The sequence below is a fragment of the Streptomyces sp. Y7 genome (assembly GCF_043195415.1).
GTDB lineage: Bacteria > Actinomycetota > Actinomycetes > Streptomycetales > Streptomycetaceae > Streptomyces.
The window spans coordinates 199,786-215,678 of record NZ_JBIDDQ010000008.1; the positions used below are offsets into that span (position 1 = coordinate 199,786).

General features: G+C 71.5%; 14 protein-coding genes. 7 read left to right on the plus strand and 7 right to left on the minus strand.

What is annotated here, in order from left to right:
* Positions 1-90 precede the first annotated feature (90 nt).
* Positions 91-498, minus strand: a complete 408-nt coding sequence (locus tag ACGFW6_RS22275; RefSeq protein WP_393512394.1) for a winged helix-turn-helix transcriptional regulator — start codon at positions 496-498, stop codon at positions 91-93.
* An 89-nt stretch (positions 499-587) separates the two neighbouring features.
* On the opposite strand from ACGFW6_RS22275, the gene ACGFW6_RS22280 reads away from it, so the two are divergent.
* From ACGFW6_RS22280 to ACGFW6_RS22295, 4 genes are all read left to right on the plus strand, one after another.
* Entirely contained in the window at positions 588-1,442 is an 855-nt protein-coding gene (locus tag ACGFW6_RS22280; protein WP_393512397.1) for an SDR family oxidoreductase, read from the plus strand.
* A gap of 194 nt (positions 1,443-1,636) precedes the next feature.
* Complete coding sequence (rarD, locus tag ACGFW6_RS22285; RefSeq protein WP_393512400.1) at positions 1,637-2,614, plus strand: EamA family transporter RarD; 978 nt, start codon at positions 1,637-1,639, stop codon at positions 2,612-2,614.
* 107 nt (positions 2,615-2,721) lie between these two features.
* Positions 2,722-3,213, plus strand: a complete 492-nt coding sequence (locus ACGFW6_RS22290) for a VOC family protein (protein ID WP_393512403.1) — start codon at positions 2,722-2,724, stop codon at positions 3,211-3,213.
* Between the two features lie 271 nt (positions 3,214-3,484).
* Complete coding sequence (locus ACGFW6_RS22295) at positions 3,485-4,432, plus strand: M28 family metallopeptidase (protein ID WP_393512406.1); 948 nt, start codon at positions 3,485-3,487, stop codon at positions 4,430-4,432.
* A gap of 133 nt (positions 4,433-4,565) precedes the next feature.
* Here ACGFW6_RS22295 and ACGFW6_RS22300 read toward each other — a convergent pair whose 3' ends face one another.
* Positions 4,566-6,185 carry a tetratricopeptide repeat protein gene (locus ACGFW6_RS22300; protein WP_393512409.1) on the minus strand — a complete coding sequence of 540 codons (1,620 nt, stop codon included), beginning with the start codon at positions 6,183-6,185 and terminating at the stop codon, positions 4,566-4,568.
* A 271-nt stretch (positions 6,186-6,456) separates the two neighbouring features.
* Here ACGFW6_RS22300 and ACGFW6_RS22305 point away from each other — a divergent pair, with 271 nt between their 5' ends.
* The 3 genes from ACGFW6_RS22305 (at position 6,457) to ACGFW6_RS22315 (ending at position 9,193) form a co-directional block, all read left to right on the plus strand.
* Positions 6,457-6,966: a DUF6668 family protein gene (locus ACGFW6_RS22305; protein WP_393512412.1), complete on the plus strand. Its 510-nt coding sequence runs from the start codon at positions 6,457-6,459 to the stop codon at positions 6,964-6,966.
* Positions 6,967-7,260: 294 nt separating this feature from the next.
* The gene (locus tag ACGFW6_RS22310; RefSeq protein ID WP_393512797.1) at positions 7,261-8,442 is read left to right on the plus strand and encodes an amidase; all 1,182 of its coding nucleotides are present in this window, start codon (positions 7,261-7,263) and stop codon (positions 8,440-8,442) included.
* A gap of 160 nt (positions 8,443-8,602) precedes the next feature.
* Positions 8,603-9,193, plus strand: coding sequence for a flavodoxin family protein (locus ACGFW6_RS22315; RefSeq protein ID WP_393512415.1), 591 nt, complete (start codon positions 8,603-8,605; stop codon positions 9,191-9,193).
* A 3-nt stretch (positions 9,194-9,196) separates the two neighbouring features.
* Here ACGFW6_RS22315 and ACGFW6_RS22320 read toward each other — a convergent pair whose 3' ends face one another.
* From ACGFW6_RS22320 to ACGFW6_RS22340, 5 genes are all read right to left on the minus strand, one after another.
* On the minus strand, positions 9,197-10,207 hold the full coding sequence (locus tag ACGFW6_RS22320; RefSeq protein ID WP_393512418.1) for an ABC transporter permease: 1,011 nt from the start codon (positions 10,205-10,207) through the stop codon (positions 9,197-9,199).
* Positions 10,194-11,378, minus strand: coding sequence for an ABC transporter ATP-binding protein (locus ACGFW6_RS22325; RefSeq protein WP_393512421.1), 1,185 nt, complete (start codon positions 11,376-11,378; stop codon positions 10,194-10,196). The genes ACGFW6_RS22320 and ACGFW6_RS22325 overlap by 14 nt, the downstream gene beginning before the upstream one ends.
* A 52-nt stretch (positions 11,379-11,430) precedes the next feature.
* Entirely contained in the window at positions 11,431-12,699 is a 1,269-nt protein-coding gene (locus tag ACGFW6_RS22330; protein WP_393512424.1) for an outer membrane lipoprotein carrier protein LolA, read from the minus strand.
* A 342-nt stretch (positions 12,700-13,041) separates the two neighbouring features.
* Entirely contained in the window at positions 13,042-14,079 is a 1,038-nt protein-coding gene (locus tag ACGFW6_RS22335) for a CHRD domain-containing protein (protein ID WP_393512426.1), read from the minus strand.
* Positions 14,080-14,270: 191 nt separating this feature from the next.
* Entirely contained in the window at positions 14,271-15,281 is a 1,011-nt protein-coding gene (locus ACGFW6_RS22340) for a polyprenyl synthetase family protein (protein WP_393512429.1), read from the minus strand.
* Positions 15,282-15,893: the final 612 nt, after the last annotated feature.

Sequence of the window (15,893 nt, forward strand, 5' to 3'; positions counted from 1 at the left end):
GGATGTGTCTCGCATGTCGACCAACGCCCTGACATATGTGTGCCCCCAGGCGCCGTACGCATTCCTGCCGGCGAAGCCCGGGGAGTCACATCACCCCTGATCAGAGCCGCCTTTTCGCGCGTCGTACACCTCCCGCGCCTTCTGCACCTCCGCCATCCGCTCCTCGGTCCACAGCGCGAGCCCCCGCACCCGTTCCGCCGCCTCGCGGCCCAGGTCGGTGAGGGAGTAGTCGACCCTCGGGGGGATCACCGGCTTGGCGTCGCGGTGGACGAAACCGTCGCGTTCCAGGGTCTGGAGGGTCTGGGTCAGCATCTTCTCGCTGACCCGGCCGATCGCCCGGCGCAGTTCGCTGAAGCGGTAGGGGCGGTCGAGAAGCTCGATCAGGACGAGGACACCCCAGCGGCTGGTGACGTGCTCCAGCACCAGCCGGTGCGGGCACATCTGCTCGCCGGTGTCGTATTTGCTCGCGGTCACACCCCGCACGTCACTTACTGCCATGTCAGTACCTTACTTCAAAGTGGGTACTTTCGCTGAGTTAGCGCACCTCCTAGGGTTAGTGCCACCGCACCCCACAAGGAGTTCTGATCATGAGCATCGTCGTCACCGGAGCCACCGGACATCTCGGCCGCCACGTCGTGGAGCAGTTGCTGCAGCAGGTCCCGGCCGACCAGGTGACCGCCGTCGTCCGCACCCCCGAGAAGGCCGCCGACCTCGCCGAACGCGGCGTACGTCTCGCCGTCGCCGACTACAACGCCCCCGAGACCTTCGACGGGCTGTTCGCGGCGGGCGACAAGGTGCTGCTCATCTCCGGCAGCGAGGTCGGCAACGACCGCGTCGGCCAGCACAAGGCGGTCATCGACGCCGCCAAGGCCGCCGGCGTCGCCCTGCTCGCCTACACCAGCGCCCCCGGCAGCCTCACCGCCGCCCTCGCCGACGACCACCGCGGCACCGAGGCGGCGCTGCTGGAGTCCGGGCTGCCGTACACCCTGCTGCGCAACGGCTGGTACCACGAGAACTACACCGAGAACCTCGCACCGGTCCTGGAGCACGGCGCCGTCACCCACGCCGCCGGCACGGGCCGCGTCTCCTCCGCGTCGCGCGCCGACTACGCGGCCGCCGCCGTCGCCGTACTGACCGGCGAGGGCCATGAGAACCAGACGTACGAGCTGGGCGGCGACACCGCCTGGAGCTTCGCCGAGTACGCCGCCGAGCTGAGCCGGCAGACGGGCCGGGAGATCGCCGAGCACCCCGTCTCCGTCGAGGCGTTCACCGGCATCCTGGCCGGCGCCGGACTTCCGGAGCCCCTGGCCGCGGTCCTAGCCGGCGTGGACGCCTCCGTGGCGAAGGGCGAACTGGTCGTCGACAGCGGGGACCTGTCCCGCCTGGCCGGCCGCCCGACGACGCCGGTCTCCGAGGCGATCGCCGCCGCACTGAAGGGCTGAGCCTCCGGGCTCGGCCGGGACTTCCCCCAGGCCAGCCCCACGAGGAGCCGACTCACCCCCGACCGCATCCGGGCACTCTCCCTCGCATGTCATGACCGTATGGCGATACGGGCATGACATGCGAGGGCTTTCGGCGTTACCTTCGTGCGGGCCGACGTAGGGACGCGGCCACATGAGGGCACGAAGGAGGGGCCGTGACCGGGAAGTCCAAGGGCGAGCGGCACATAGGTCTGCTGAACGGCTTCGCGGCGTACGGGATCTGGGGACTGTTCCCCCTGTTCTGGCCGCTGCTGGAACCCGCCGGATCGGTCGAGATCCTCGCCCACCGGATGGCCTGGTCCCTCGTCTTCGTGACGGCCGTCCTCCTCGTCGTACGGCGCTGGGCCTGGGCCGGTGAGCTGATCCGGCAGCCGCGGCGCCTCGCGCTGGTCGCCGTGGCCGCGGCCGTGATCACCGTCAACTGGGGCGTCTACATCTGGTCCGTGAACTCGGGCCATGTCGTCGAGGCCTCGCTCGGGTACTTCATCAATCCGCTCGTCACCATCGCCATGGGCGTGCTGCTCCTGAAGGAACGGCTGCGGCGCGTGCAGTGGGCGGCGGTCGGCGTCGGCCTCACCGCGGTGATCGTGCTGACCGTCGGGTACGGCCGACCGCCGTGGATCTCCCTGGTCCTCGCCTTCTCCTTCGCCACCTACGGGCTCGTGAAGAAGAAGGTCAATCTCGGTGGCGTGGAGTCGCTGGCCGCGGAGACCGCGATCCAGTTCCTGCCCGCGGTCGGATATCTGGCCTGGCTGACGGCACAGGGGAAGTCGACCTTCACCACCGAGGGGTTCGGGCACGCGGCGCTGCTCGCGGCCGCAGGCGCCGTCACCGCGCTGCCGCTGGTCTGCTTCGGCGCGGCGGCGATCCGGGTGCCGCTCTCGACACTGGGACTGCTGCAGTACCTGGCCCCGGTCTTCCAGTTCCTGATCGGCGTCGCGTACTTCCACGAGGCCATGCCGGCCGAGCGGTGGGCCGGGTTCGCGCTGGTCTGGCTGGCACTGACGCTGCTCACGGCGGACGCGTGGCGATCCGCGCGGCGGGCCAGGGTGGCCGCGATCAGTATCCCGCCCGTCGTTGTGCAGCCCAGCGGCGACCGGGAGAAGCCGACGTCGGCCGCGGTGGACGCCTGACCCGCGAACACCGGCCGGCGGGCCCGCGCACACCGGTCGGCGGCCCCGCGCCGCCGACCGGCGATTCCCGTTGCGGCCCCGCTCCCCCACCCCCTATGAGTGGTCGCATGACTCAGGAACCCGCGACCTCACGACCCGCGACCGCTCCGGCGCCCCTGCACTGGAAGCTCGTCGTCGACTGCGCCGACCCCCAGTCCCAGGCCGACTTCTGGGCCGCCGTGCTGCACTACGAGGTCGAGGACAACAACGCCCTGATCGAACGGCTGCTGGAGCTCGGCGCGCTGCCGCGCGAGGCCGTTGTCGAGTTCCACGCCCGGCTCGCCTTCCGGGACCTCGTGGCCGTACGGCATCCCGACGACCCCTACGACAAGGACAGCGGCACCGGGCTGGGGCGGCGGCTGCTGTTCCAGCGCGTTCCGGAGGAGAAGACCGTCAAGAACCGGCTCCACCTCGATGTGCACACGGCGGCCGGGGAACGCGACGGCGAGGTCCAGCGGCTGGAAGGGCTGGGAGCCGGCGTGCTGCGGCGGGTCCGGGAGCCGTCGGGAGAGTGGGTGGTGATGGCGGACCCGGAGGGGAACGAGTTCTGCGTGCAGTGACGCGGGGGCTGACGTGTGCGGTGATCGCGGGGGCGACGCGTGGCGTGATCGCGAGGGGGGCGGCGCGTGGCGTGAGCGCGGGGGCCGACGTGCGCAGTGATCGCTTGCGCTGACGCACGCGCTTACGCGCCGGTGCCCCCAGGGTTTTCCCTATACGAACATCCCGTCCGAATAGCGCTCTTGACGGACAGTCAGACTCACCCTCACCATCCAGGCACCCCATTCACTGAGGAATCCCCGTGATTCCCCAAGGAATTCGGAGCCCCCCACCATGAAGCTCTCCGTCTCCTGGCGGGCGTCGGCGGCAGCCGCCGTCGCGACCGCCACACTCCTGACCGGCGGATCCATAGCCGACGCGGCGCCCAGAGCCGAGGCCCTGGCCGCCGCGCCCGACATCCCCGTGGCCGGCGTCAAGGCCCACCTCACCCAGCTCCAGTCCATAGCCACAGCCAACGGCGGCAACCGTGCCCATGGCCGCCCCGGCTACAAGGCGTCCCTCGACTACGTGAAGGCCAAGCTGGACGCCGCCGGATACACGACGTCCATCCAGCAGTTCACGTCCTCCGGCCGCACCGGATACAACCTGATCGCCGACTGGCCCGGCGGCGACACCAACCAGGTCGTCATGGCCGGATCCCACCTCGACAGCGTCTCCTCCGGCCCCGGCATCAACGACAACGGCTCCGGCTCGGCGGCCGTCCTGGAGACCGCGCTCGCCGTGTCGCGGGCCGGCTACCACCCCACCAAGCATCTGCGGTTCGCCTGGTGGGGCGCGGAGGAGCTGGGGCTCGTCGGCTCCCGCTACTACGTCAACAACCTCTCCTCCACCAACCGCGCGAAGATCAGCGGCTATCTGAACTTCGACATGATCGGCTCGCCCAACCCCGGCTACTTCGTCTACGACGACGACCCCGCGATCGAGAAGACCTTCAAGGACTACTACGCCGGCCTCGGCGTCGCGACCGAGATCGAGACCGAGGGCGACGGCCGTTCCGACCACGCGCCGTTCAAGAGCGCCGGGGTCCCGGTGGGCGGCCTGTTCACGGGAGCCAGCCGCACGAAGACCGCCGCCCAGGTGGCCAAGTGGGGCGGTACGGCCGGGCAGTCCTTCGACCGCTGCTACCACTCGTCCTGCGACACGACGTCCAACATCAACGACACCGCCCTCGACCGCAACAGCGACGCCGTCGCGTACGCGGTGTGGGAGCTGTCGGAGTAGGACAGGCAGGACACCGCATCGCCGGCCCCGGAGCCACCGGTGCAGAACGGAGCCACAGGAGCCACCGGAGCTACCGGAGCTACCGGAGCTACCGGAGCTACCGGAGCTACCGGAGCTACCGGAGGGTGAACGATCAGTTGTTGGGCGGTTCGGCCGATTTGGCGGCTCGGGCGGCGAGACGGTCCATGCGGGCGTGGGCCGACTCCAGCTCCTCGACGTCGTCGGCGGCCGGACCGCCCTCGGCCGTGAGCTCGTCCCACAGCCCGAGCAGGTCCCGGCCCAGGCGCAGCCCCTGTGCCGGGTCCCGCACGGCGCGCCAGGCCGTGGCCGCGCCGTGCAGACTGCCGTACGCCGCCTCCGCGTCGCCGGCGCTGTGGTGCCGGCGTGCCACGTCGAGGGCGAGGGCGAAGGCCCGCTCCGGGTCGCCCCCCAAGTAGGCGATGTACGCGCCGAGTTCCCGGATCCGCAGCACCTCGGGGTGCTGCGGGCCGAGCACCGCCGACGCCTCCGCCACGGTCCGCTCCGCGAGCCTCGCCGCCTCCGCCGTGCGCCCCGCCGTCACGGCGTCGTTGATCCGCCCCATCGGTTCGGCGAACGGGGACACATCGGCGGTGACGTCGGACGGCGGGTCCCCGAGAACGGCCTCGGCGATGGCGTCGAATCCGCGGGGCGGGGCCGGCTTGGGGTCGGGGTCCAAGGCGGGGTCGGGATGAGCGTGGATACGGGAGTGGGCGTGCGGGTCCGAGGCCGGGGCCGGCTTGGCGGCGGGCGTCGGGACCGGCAAGGGGGTCGGATCCGAGACGGGGATGCGGGTGGAGGGCGGGGGCGCGTCCGCGGGTTCCGGGGTCGGGTCCGGTAGCGCGTCCAAGGGTTCTGGGGTCAGGTCCTGTAGCGCGTCGGTGGCTTCCGGGTTCAGGCCCTGTAGCGCGTCCATGGCTTCCGGGTTCAGGCCCTGAGTCGCGTGCGCGGGTTTCGGATTCGGGGCCGGGGGGCCTGCGATCTGCCCGGCTGCGAGTGCACCCACGGAGGTGTCCGCGGGGGTGTCCACGGAGGTGTCCATGCGTACGTCCAGCGGGGTTTCCGTGGGTGCTTCCCCGGGAGTTTCCGTGTGTGCGTCCACAGGGGCGGCCGTGAATGCGTCCACGAGGGCGTCGCCGCGCGCGTCCGTGGGTTGGCCCATCAGTGGCGGCGGGCCGAACTCCCCCAACGGCGGCGCGACCGTGCCGGGCGGCGTGTCCCCCACCGGCTCCGGAAACGCGCGCAGCCGGAAGGTGGGCGAGGCATCCTGTGCCGGGCTCGACATCGGCCGTAGGACGTGGGTGGCCTTGTCCGGGTGCGGTTCGGCGTTCGGCGCGGGGTCGGCGCTTGCCGGGGGGCCGGGAAGCCCTGGGTCGGCGCTCGCCGGTGTGGTCTGTGCCGTCGGTGTCGCGGGCGGGCCGGTGCGTACGGGGTCGGCGGTGAAGCGGCTGGAGCCGTCCGTCTCGACCAGCAGTGGGACGACGTAGCCGATGCGCTCGTCGTGGACGGTGGCGTGCACGGGGCGGCCGCCCGCGAGGGCGATGCGCTGGAGGTGGGCCAGGACGACGTGCTGGATCTCCTCGCCCGGGGCCGCCGTGACAGGGACGCCGCCGACGGACGCGCCGCCGGCCCCCGGACCGACGACGGGGACGTGCACGTCGATCGGCGCGGCCACGTGGGCCGCGTCGGCGGCGTGCTTGTGTTCCCGCTTCTTGGCGCGGCTCAGTCGAGGCATCGCTTCCCTCACTCGCATCCGTCGGGGAGTGCGCGGACGGCGCGTTCGGGTTCCATGGTGCTCCCTCTCGCCCCTCGGGTTCCGCATCCCCGGCGTCCAGGTCCGGTTGTACAGGTCGGACACGTCGTACACGTAATCTCGAGTCTCTCCGGCCGCGCACGGTGCGGACGTCACCGTGACGTCACAGACTCGTTCCAGGAGCTTGTGCCACGTCACAGCGTTCTCATGCCCGGCGCGAAGATCAACGGCGTGACGAGGGAGGAGTGCGGGCATGCGCGTACAGCAGGGCGGGCCACAGCCGGGGCCGGAGATCTGGCTCCGCGGGCCGGTGCCCCTGCCGGAGGAACCTCCGCCCGCGCCCGGCGCCCTCCGGCCCCGGCGTTTCTCCTGGGTCGGTGTGTGCGGCGGAGCGGGTACCTCCACACTCGCCTCGGTCTACGGCGGCCACGACTGCGGGCGCGTCTGGCCCGGGCCGGCGGATCCGCCGTCGGTACTGCTCGTGGCCCGCACCCACGCGTCCGGGCTGACCGCCGCGCTGAACGCACTTGAGGTCTTCCGTCGTGGGCAAGCCCCGCGCGGGCTCGACCTCGACGCCGTGGTCCTGGTCGCGGACGCGCCGGGACGCCTTCCCCGACCGCTCGCCGACCGCGTGAAGGTCATCGAGTCGGTGATCGACGTGTACCGGGTGCCGTGGGTACCGGCCTGGCGCCTCGGCGATCTGACCGGCCGGCCACCGAAAGAGGCGGACGCCCTGGCGCGGCTGACGGGGCGGTCTTGGTGAACGCCGGGACGTCGGTGGTGGTTGACGAGGCGGTCTTGGTGAACGCCGGGACGTCGGCGGTTGACGAGGCGATCTTGGCGAACGCCGGGACGTCGGCGGTGGTCGGCCGGTGCTGGTGCCGGTGCCGGTGGGCTGAGGCGCGGGCGGACTGACCTCGTGGATTCGGTGAGGTCGGGGAGCGTGGGATGTGATCCGCCGCGTGCCGGGGATCCGGTTCGGCGGGGCTGACGCTGCGGGTGTCGCCCGGACAATCAATGTATGACGCACACTCCCGGCCACCCCGGCACCGGGCCCATGCCCGCACCTCATCCCGACGCCCTCTCGGCCGAGGAGATCGCCTCCGCCGTGCGCTCCCGGTCCCTGCGCGCGGTCGATGTCGTCGCGGAGGCACTCGACCGTATCGAGCGGGCCGACCCGGTCCTGTCCGCCTTCATCGAGGTGTGGGGCGAGGAGGCGCTTCGGCGGGCCGGCGAGGTGGACGCGAGGGTCGGTGCGGGTGAGCGGCTGCCGTTGGCCGGCGTACCGATCGGGGTCAAGGGGCGGCGTGGGCTCGGGGCGGCGCGCCCGTTGCTGGAAGCGGGGTGCGTGGCGGTGGGGGCGACGTCCGTGCCGGGGCCGGGCACCGTGTGGCAGACCTGGGGACTCGGCCGGCACGGCCCTACGGTCAATCCCTGGCGCCACGACCGCACACCGGGCGGTTCCTCGGCCGGTTCGGCGGTGGCTGTGGCGGCGGGTCTGGTGCCGCTCGCGACGGGGAACGACGGGGCCGGATCGGTACGGATCCCGGCGGCCTGGTGCGGGGTCGTCGGGCTGAAGGTCGGCAACGGACGGCTGCCGTCGAGCGACCGCACCGGCCTCATGGTGCCGGGAGTGCTCGCGCGGCGGGTGGGAGATGCGGCCGCGTACTGGCGGGTGATGTCCCGGGCGACTGCGACATGCCCGGTAGCCACCCCCCACTCCGCCCCCGCCTCGGACGCCCACCCGACCGCCGTATGGTCCCCCGACCTGGGCTTCGACTCCCCCGACCCGGACATCGTCGCCGTCGCCCGGGCCGCCGCCGTCCGCCTCGCTGAGGCAGGTGTGCTGCGGCTGACGCACCCGCACCCCGCGTTCCGGCTGCACGACCCGGCCCCGGCATGGCTCGCCCTACGGACGCCGGGCCTGGGGCCCACCCCCGAGGTCCACCGCATCCGGGCCGCGAACGACAGCCTGCTGGCCGCCCTCTTCGCCGACGCCGGGCTGCTGCTGACGCCGACGGCCCCCACCCCGCCGCACGGCCACGACGGCCCCGGCGAGCGCTACTCCACCGCTCTCACCTGGGCGTTCAACCTGAGCGGGCACCCGGCGATCAGTATTCCGGCGGGCTTCGGGCCGGACGGTTGCCCGGTCGGACTGCAGTTGGTGGCGGCGCACGGCAAGGAGGCGCTGCTGCTGGAAGTCGCGAGCGCGGCAGAGCGTGTCCTCGGGCCCTGGTGAACCCGACCGGCGTCCATGCCGCGGCCGGCTCATGACCCCGACCCTCTCGCCCTCCACCCCTCACCCCTGGACAGCTACATGCGTACGCATATAATGCAGAGGCGATTAATTGTCGTACGCCGACCATCCGGCCCGTGAAGGCCGACTGTTTGGGGGAACCATGACCCGCCGCTTCCTGTTCGTCCTCGGCAGCAGCCGCTCCGACGGCAACACCGAGCTCCTGGCCCGACGGGCCGCCGAGCAACTGCGGGAGGATGTCGAGCAGCAGTGGATCGATCTGGCCACGCATCCGCTGCCCGACTTCGAGGACCTGCGGCACGACAGCGACCATGCCCGACCGACCCGGGGCAACCTGGCGCTGCTCTTCGACGCCACGCTCGCGGCGACGGACATCGTGATCGTCTCGCCGCTGTACTGGTACTCGGTGTCCGCCCACGTCAAGCGCTACCTCGACTACTGGTCGGGGTGGCTGCGCACCCCCGGTGCCGACTTCAAGGCGACCATGGCCGGCCGCACCCTGTGGGGCGTCACCGCGCTCGCGCACGAGGAGCAGGAGGTCGCCGACCCGCTGGTCGGGACGCTCAGCAACTCCGCCGCGTACATGAAGATGCGCTTCGGCGGAGTGCTGCTCGGCAACGGCAGCAAGCCCGGTGACGTGCTCGCCGACGCCGAGGCCCTGGCCAGGGCGAAGACGTTCTTCGCCCAGGACGCACCGCTCGCACGCTTCCCGTACGAGAACGAGACCGACTGAGCTCTACGCCGTGATGTCCTTCGCCGTGAACCTCGCCCACGCCGCCGATCCGAACACCGCGGCGTACAGGCCCTGGAGACCCAGGTTCTTGACGAGGTCGTCCCAGTAGACGGGTTCGCGCATGAGGTCGGCGAAGGACAGCCAGTAGTGGGAGAAGAAGTACGGCTGGAGCGCGTGGAGCTGAGGGATCTGGTCGAGGATCTGCACGGTGATGAGCAGACCGACCGTCGTCGCCATCGCCGCGATGCCGCTGTTGGTCAGCGTCGAGACGAACAGGCCGAGCGCCGCCACGCCGATGAGTGACACGGCGACGACCAGGGCGATCAGCAGGGCTCTGGCCAGGCCCTCGCCGAAGCTGATCCGGGTGCCGGAGATGGTCGTCAGGTCGCCGAGCGGGAAGAGCAACGCCCCGACCGTGAGCGCCGAGACCGCCACCACCAGGGTGGCCACCAGGCAGAACGTCATCGTGGTCGCGTACTTGGTGAGCAGCAGGCGGGTGCGGCCCGCGGGGGCGACGAGGAGATAGCGCAGGGTGCCGGCGTTCGCCTCGCCCGCGATCGCGTCGCCCGCGATGACGCCGATCGCCATCGGCAGGAAGAACGGGAGCGTGGCGGCGAGTGCGGTGAAGACCAGGAACAGGCCGTTGTTGGTGATCTGCGAGATGAACGCCGGACCACCGCCGCCCTCGGGTCCACCACCGCCCGCCGACGAACCGTCGCCGGTCTCGATCTTCACGGCGATGCCGACCAGGATCGGCACGGCCGCCAGGACGGCGAGCAGCGCGAGGGTGCGCCAGCGCCGGAAGGTCGTGAGGAGTTCGCTGCGGAAGAGGCCGAAGGTCCACAGGGGGTTGGGCTTCCGGTCCCCTTCGCCCACGCCGCCCCCGATCACACCGCCTGCGCCCACCCGGCTTCCGATCGCACCGCCTTCGCCCACGCCGCTCCCGATCACACCGCTTTCACTCGCGCCGTTTTCGATGGTGCCGCCCTGTCCGACGACGTCAGCCCGCGACATCGAACCCCTCCCCCGTGAGTGCCACGAACGCGTCCTCCAGGGAGGCCCGCTCGACCCCGAAGCCTCGGACGCGGACTCCTGCCCTCACCAACGCCGCGTTCAGGTCGGCGAGATCGCGGTCCGGAGGCTCGGCCGTCACCCGGTCGTCGGTGACGACGACATCACCTGCGCCCTGTTCCTTCAGCACCCTGGCCGCGTCGCCGGTGTCGGGTGTGGTCACGACGAGACGGCCACGCGTCCCGGCCGCCAGCTCCGCCACCGCCCCCTGGGTGATCAGCCGACCCTGGGCCATCACGGCGGCGTGGGTACAGACCTGCTCGATCTCGTCGAGGAGGTGGGAGGAGAGGAAGACGGTCGTGCCGTCGGAGGCCAGCTCCCGGATCAGCGAGCGTATTTCGCGCATGCCCTGCGGGTCGAGGCCGTTGGTCGGCTCGTCGAGGACGAGGAGCCGGCGCGGCTGGAGCAGCGCGGCGGCGAGCCCGAGCCGCTGCTTCATGCCGAGCGAGTACGCCTTGGCCTTCTTGCCCCCGGCGGCCGTCAGCCCCACCCGGTCCAGGGCGGCGGCGACACGGGTACGCCGGGTGCGCGGGTCGGCGGTGGGGTCGGCGGCGTCGTACCGCAGGAGGTTGTCGCGGCCGGAGAGGAAGCCGTACAGGGCGGGGCCCTCGATGAGCGCGCCGACGTGCGGCAGTACGGCGCGCGCGCCCCGGGGCATGGGCTGCCCGAGCACGCGCGCGGTACCGGAGGTCGGCTCGATGAGCCCCATCAGCATGCGGATGGTGGTGGTCTTGCCCGAACCGTTCGGGCCGAGGAAGCCGAAGACGCTGCCCGCCGGGACGGCCAGATCGAGACCGTCCACGGCGAGCTGCCCACCGCGGTAGCGCTTGGTGAGGCCGTGAGTGGCGATCACGGCACCGCCGTCGCCGGGCCCCGCGAGCCGACCGGCGTCGCCGGATCCCACAGGCGGCCCGGCGTGCGTCGCGGCTTCGCCGCTCTGCGCACTCCGGTCGGCCCGGGGCACCTCGTCTGCCCGAGACGCCTCGCCGGGCCGGTCGGTCTCCCCGGGCCGGCCGGGCCGGTCAGTCTCACCGGGCCCGTCGGTCTCGTCGCTCCGAGCCGGCGCGTCGGCCCGCGCGGTCTCGTCGGTCTCCCCGGCGGGCGGTTCCTCCATCGGCGCCTCGGGCTCCTCGGTTCGTGGTGCGGGTGGGGCGGACGAGGACGGGCTACTTGCCCGAGTCGGCCGCCTTCACGAGCGCGTCCTTGGTGACCGCGCCGACGTAGACCTTGCCGTCGTCCGTGACGAGGGCGTTGATCAGACGCGTCTTGAAGACCGTGCCCGAGCCGAACTTACCGGTGACCTTGTCGCCCAGGGAGTCCAGGAAGCCACCCATCTCGCCGCCGACCTCGCTGCCGGACGGGACGCCCTCGCCGCCGGTGTCGAAGACGGCCACGGAGTTCCAGCCCTCGCCGATGACCTCGGGGCCGCCCTCGGCGCCCTCGCCCAGCGCGCCGCCGGTCAGCGGGCCGCCGAACTCCTTCTCGAAGTCCTTGCCCAGCCCGTCCTCGGACTTCGTGCCGCCGTGCTCCCGGGCCGCCTTGTCCAGCTCGCCCTCCTCGGTGACCGTCGCGCCCTTGGGCGGGGTGAAGTCGAAGGTGGAGGCGGCCGGCTTGGCGAAGCTGACCTGGGTGAAGCCCGCGTCGATCACGGCCGCGCCGCCGCTGGACGGGGTCAGCGTGAACTTCAGCGGCATGCCGGTCTTGGCGTCCACGGCGACGGTGATCGCACCGACCGTGCTTCCGGACTGCTTCGGCTTGATGAGCAGCCGGTAGGCGTCCCGGCCCGCGACCTGCGCGGTGCCGTCGACGGTGACGGACGTGGTGTCGTCGACCGCCTTCAGGGCCTCCTCGGTGAACTCCTTGGGCGTGGCGGGCACCTCTTCGGGCTTGCCCTTGTCCGCCTGCGCCTCGTCGGCGGTGCCGTGGAAGACCTCGTTGGACTTGCTGTCGTAGCCCCAGATGTCCTTGCCGTTGTGGATGAGGCTGTACTCGGAGGCGTTCTCCAGCAGGGAGAGCTTCTGTTTGTCGTCGCCGTCCACGGCGAGCCGCAGCGTGTGCGTGCCGGACGCCAGCTCGGCGAGCTTGGCCGAGGGGTCGGCGGACGAGCCGTCACCCGAACCGGACGCCATGGCGCCGGAGGCGAAGCCGGCCCCCAGCCCGCCGAGGTCGGGCAGGCCCAGGTCAGTGGTGATCTTGAAGGTGCCGGACAGCTGCTCGACGTCCGACTTCGCGATCCTCTCGATGAGTTGCTGCGCGGTGATCTCCGGCAGGTCGGGGTCGCCGGAGCTGGCGATCGCCGGGACGAGCCCGATGGTCGCCGCCGCGATACCCACGACCGCGACCGGAACGACGTACCGCGCGGCCTTGCGACGACCCGCGCGCAGGTCGTCGGCCTCCCCTGCGGTCGTGCTGTCCTCGGATTCGTACGGTGCCATGTGTGCCCTACCTCCGTCGTCGGCGGCGGCTGTCCGTCTCAATTCCTCGCCCGCGAGTCCTAAGACCCCGCATTCGCCCACCCCGTAGCCGCCATTCTCACCCGAATCGGTGAGGAGTGGTGTTTTCCGTGGTCTCCATCTGACCAAATCGGCCAGGAAGATTCGTCAGCCTGCGGAGCCAACTCCGTGTACACCTGCGGTATGACACACGGAGGCGGCGCCTCCCCCGACCCGTAGGGGTCGGTGCGGGAAGACGCCGCCTGTGCGCGCCGGACCTGGGCGGTGCCGCGCCACCCGGCCGGCCGAGGAGCGGCCAGGGATCAGCCGGGGATCAACCGTGCATCAGCCGTTGAGGAACACGTAGTCGGCCTGGTACGGCACACCGACGATCGCGCCGGGTGTGCAGGAGCCGGTGGGGGCCACGCCGCCGACGGTGTTCAGGCGCAGGATCTCGGCGGTGTCGGCGAGCAGGCCGTGGTGCTTCCCGGACTGCGTGGCCCTCAGGTCGAGCTCGGGGATGTTCTTGTCGCCGTTCGGCGTCTTGGAGATGACCGCCCCGGTCACCGCGCTGCCGTCCCGCGCGATCCACTGCGGCGTACCGGAGTTGGGTGCCACGAACGAGTGCGCGATACGGCCGCCGAGCACGGCGCTGACGTCCCGTTGGGCGAACGCGTACCCGCCGCCCTCGGCCGGCTTGCACTCGTAGATCTGCTTGCCCTTGACGACGGACGCCTGGAAGTTGTCGAGCGCGTCGCGGAAGTCGAACCCGGCGACGGTGACCTTGTGGAGCTGCCCCCGCACCGCCCCGCCCGGGAACTCGGCCGTGTGGAGGTTGGCGTAGAACGAACTCGGGTCGGTCTTGAGAGCGTTGAGCACGGCGGGGTCCTTCACCCGTACGGTGCCGGTGAGGCTGTGGCCCCTGCTCTTGCCGAGCAGACCGCCGAAGTCGACCTTGATGCCGCCGTTGGTGCCCTTGGCGCCCTGGTGGATGTGGAGGGCGGTCGGCCTGCCGGTGCCGCGCCAGGTGACGGCGACGGACACCTTGTCGCCCTTGACCTTCACGAACTCCAGGGCGGCACCGTCCTTGTCCCCGACTGCGGGGCCGCCCGCTACGGGCACCTCGTTGGCCCCGCGAAGACTGGCCGCGAGGATCGTGCCCCCGCTGCCACCGATGCCGCCGCTGCCCTCGCTGCCCGCTCCGGCGGCTCCGCTCTGGCTCACGATCCCCTGCGCGTCGCTTCCGGCGTGGCCCGCGTGGTCGGCGCGGTTTCCTCCGGCGGCGAAGGCGGGAATCACCGCGGCGGCGACACCACCGGCGGCGGCCACCGCGACGGCGGTGACGATCAGGCTCTTACGGCGCTTCGAGAACGTCGTCTTCATGCCCATGATTCTGTTTTCTCCCCGTAATGCAGCTGACGCCCCCTGCGTCAGCTTCTGGGCATTCATACGGAGGGGATCTTAGTTTGGACTCAGTCCAGACTTGTGACCTGCATCACATGCTCGAACGGGGGAGGCGGGGATGGCGGCTCCTCAGCCGCCCCCCGGATACACACCGTCGCGTCGGCCGGCCCTCAGCCCGCCCGGTGCACCACGGCGTCGCACAGCTCCATCAGCGCGGCCTTCGCGTACATGTCCGGCAGCGGCGCGAGCGCGGCCCGCGCTTCCTCCGCGTACCGCACCGTGTCGCGGCGCGCCTGCTCCAGCGCCGGGTGCTCACGGAGTCCGGCCACCGCCTCCGCCAGCCGCGCGTCGTCGCTCAGGTCGGAGTCCAGCAGCTCGCACAGCGCGATGTCCTCGGCCAGCCCCAGCCGCGCGGCCCGCTCCCGCAGCCGCAGCACCGTCAGGGTCGGAACGCCCTCGCGCAGATCCGTACCCGGCGTCTTGCCGGACTCGTGCGAGTCGCTCGCGATGTCCAGGACGTCGTCCGCCAGCTGGAAGGCGACACCCAGCCGCTCGCCGTACTGCGTCAGCACGTCGACCACCGCCTCGTCGGCGCCCGACATCATCGCCCCGAACCGGCACGACACGGCCACGAGCGACCCGGTCTTCCCGCTGAGCACGTCCAGGTAGTGGTCCACGGGGTCGCGCCCGTCCTGCGGGCCCGCCGTCTCCAGGATCTGTCCGGTGACCAGCCGCTCGAACGCCTCGGCCTGCACCCGCACCGCCTCGGGCCCGAGGTCGGCGAGGATGTGCGAGGCACGCGCGAAGAGGAAGTCGCCGGTCAGTACGGCGACCGAGTTGCCCCAGCGGGCGTTCGCGCTGTCGACACCGCGCCGTACCGCCGCCTCGTCCATCACGTCGTCGTGGTACAGCGTCGCCAGATGGGTGAGCTCGACCACGACGGCCGACGGGACGACCCCCGGCGCGTACGGGTCCCCGAACTGGGACGTGAGCATCACCAGCAGCGGCCGGAACCGCTTCCCACCCGCTCGCACCAGGTGCTGGGCGGCCTCGGTGATGAAGGGGACCTCACTCTTGGTGGCTTCGAGCAATCCCTCCTCGACAGCCGCCAATCCGGCCTGGACATCGGCTTCCAGAGCCTGGTCCCGCACGCTCAGCCCGAACGGCCCGACGACGGTCACGAGGGGTCTCCTGTCTGCTGGTGTCCACTGCCGGTTACACGGTTTGTCGATAGGTCGCTGCCATCACTCAAGTCAGCGTATCCGGTCGCGTTTCGATCACCGATGCCGCCCACCCGTCCACCACGGGCGGTATCGGATCACGGCCGGAATATTTTTGATCACCTGATAAGGACGGATATCGATCGACTTATAGGGAAGTAGCGCCCCGTACCCCGAACCGAGGTCGACGCCGAAGCCGACACCGGCACCGCCACCGGGTCCGGGAGTACCCCTTCCGTCCTCGCCCACGCCTCCCTCGATCGGCCCAGGACCTCCCCACCCCGGCCCACGGCGACATGGACATGCCGAGTCGCGACGCGCGACGCGCGACCCGCCCGCCGCACCGGCCGAACGGAACCCCGCTCACGCGTATCCGTATGCCCCTCTTCCGCGAGACGACGCACCACGACCCCTTCCCCCTGCCGGACGCCACGGTCCACCCGCCGGACGACTGCCATGACAACGACTGGCACCACAGGGGAGGTTCCACAGCCTCGCCGCCGTCCCGCCATCCGAGGGCCGCACTGATGGAACCGGAGGGCGCACGCTCGGCGCACTTCGAGCCCGCAGGAA

Bases quoted from the DNA above. Each gene is read 5' to 3' on its own strand.
- ACGFW6_RS22275 (WP_393512394.1), bottom strand. From the start codon at position 498: ATGGCAGTAAGTGACGTGCGGGGTGTGACCGCGAGCAAATACGACACC.
- ACGFW6_RS22280 (WP_393512397.1), top strand. From the start codon at position 588: ATGAGCATCGTCGTCACCGGAGCCACCGGACATCTCGGCCGCCACGTC.
- ACGFW6_RS22290 (WP_393512403.1), top strand. From the start codon at position 2,722: ATGACTCAGGAACCCGCGACCTCACGACCCGCGACCGCTCCGGCGCCC.
- ACGFW6_RS22295 (WP_393512406.1), top strand. From the start codon at position 3,485: ATGAAGCTCTCCGTCTCCTGGCGGGCGTCGGCGGCAGCCGCCGTCGCG.
- ACGFW6_RS22300 (WP_393512409.1), bottom strand. From the start codon at position 6,185: ATGCCTCGACTGAGCCGCGCCAAGAAGCGGGAACACAAGCACGCCGCC.
- ACGFW6_RS22305 (WP_393512412.1), top strand. From the start codon at position 6,457: ATGCGCGTACAGCAGGGCGGGCCACAGCCGGGGCCGGAGATCTGGCTC.
- ACGFW6_RS22310 (WP_393512797.1), top strand. From the start codon at position 7,261: ATGCCCGCACCTCATCCCGACGCCCTCTCGGCCGAGGAGATCGCCTCC.
- ACGFW6_RS22315 (WP_393512415.1), top strand. From the start codon at position 8,603: ATGACCCGCCGCTTCCTGTTCGTCCTCGGCAGCAGCCGCTCCGACGGC.
- ACGFW6_RS22320 (WP_393512418.1), bottom strand. From the start codon at position 10,207: ATGTCGCGGGCTGACGTCGTCGGACAGGGCGGCACCATCGAAAACGGC.
- ACGFW6_RS22325 (WP_393512421.1), bottom strand. From the start codon at position 11,378: ATGGAGGAACCGCCCGCCGGGGAGACCGACGAGACCGCGCGGGCCGAC.
- ACGFW6_RS22330 (WP_393512424.1), bottom strand. From the start codon at position 12,699: ATGGCACCGTACGAATCCGAGGACAGCACGACCGCAGGGGAGGCCGAC.
- ACGFW6_RS22335 (WP_393512426.1), bottom strand. From the start codon at position 14,079: ATGAAGACGACGTTCTCGAAGCGCCGTAAGAGCCTGATCGTCACCGCC.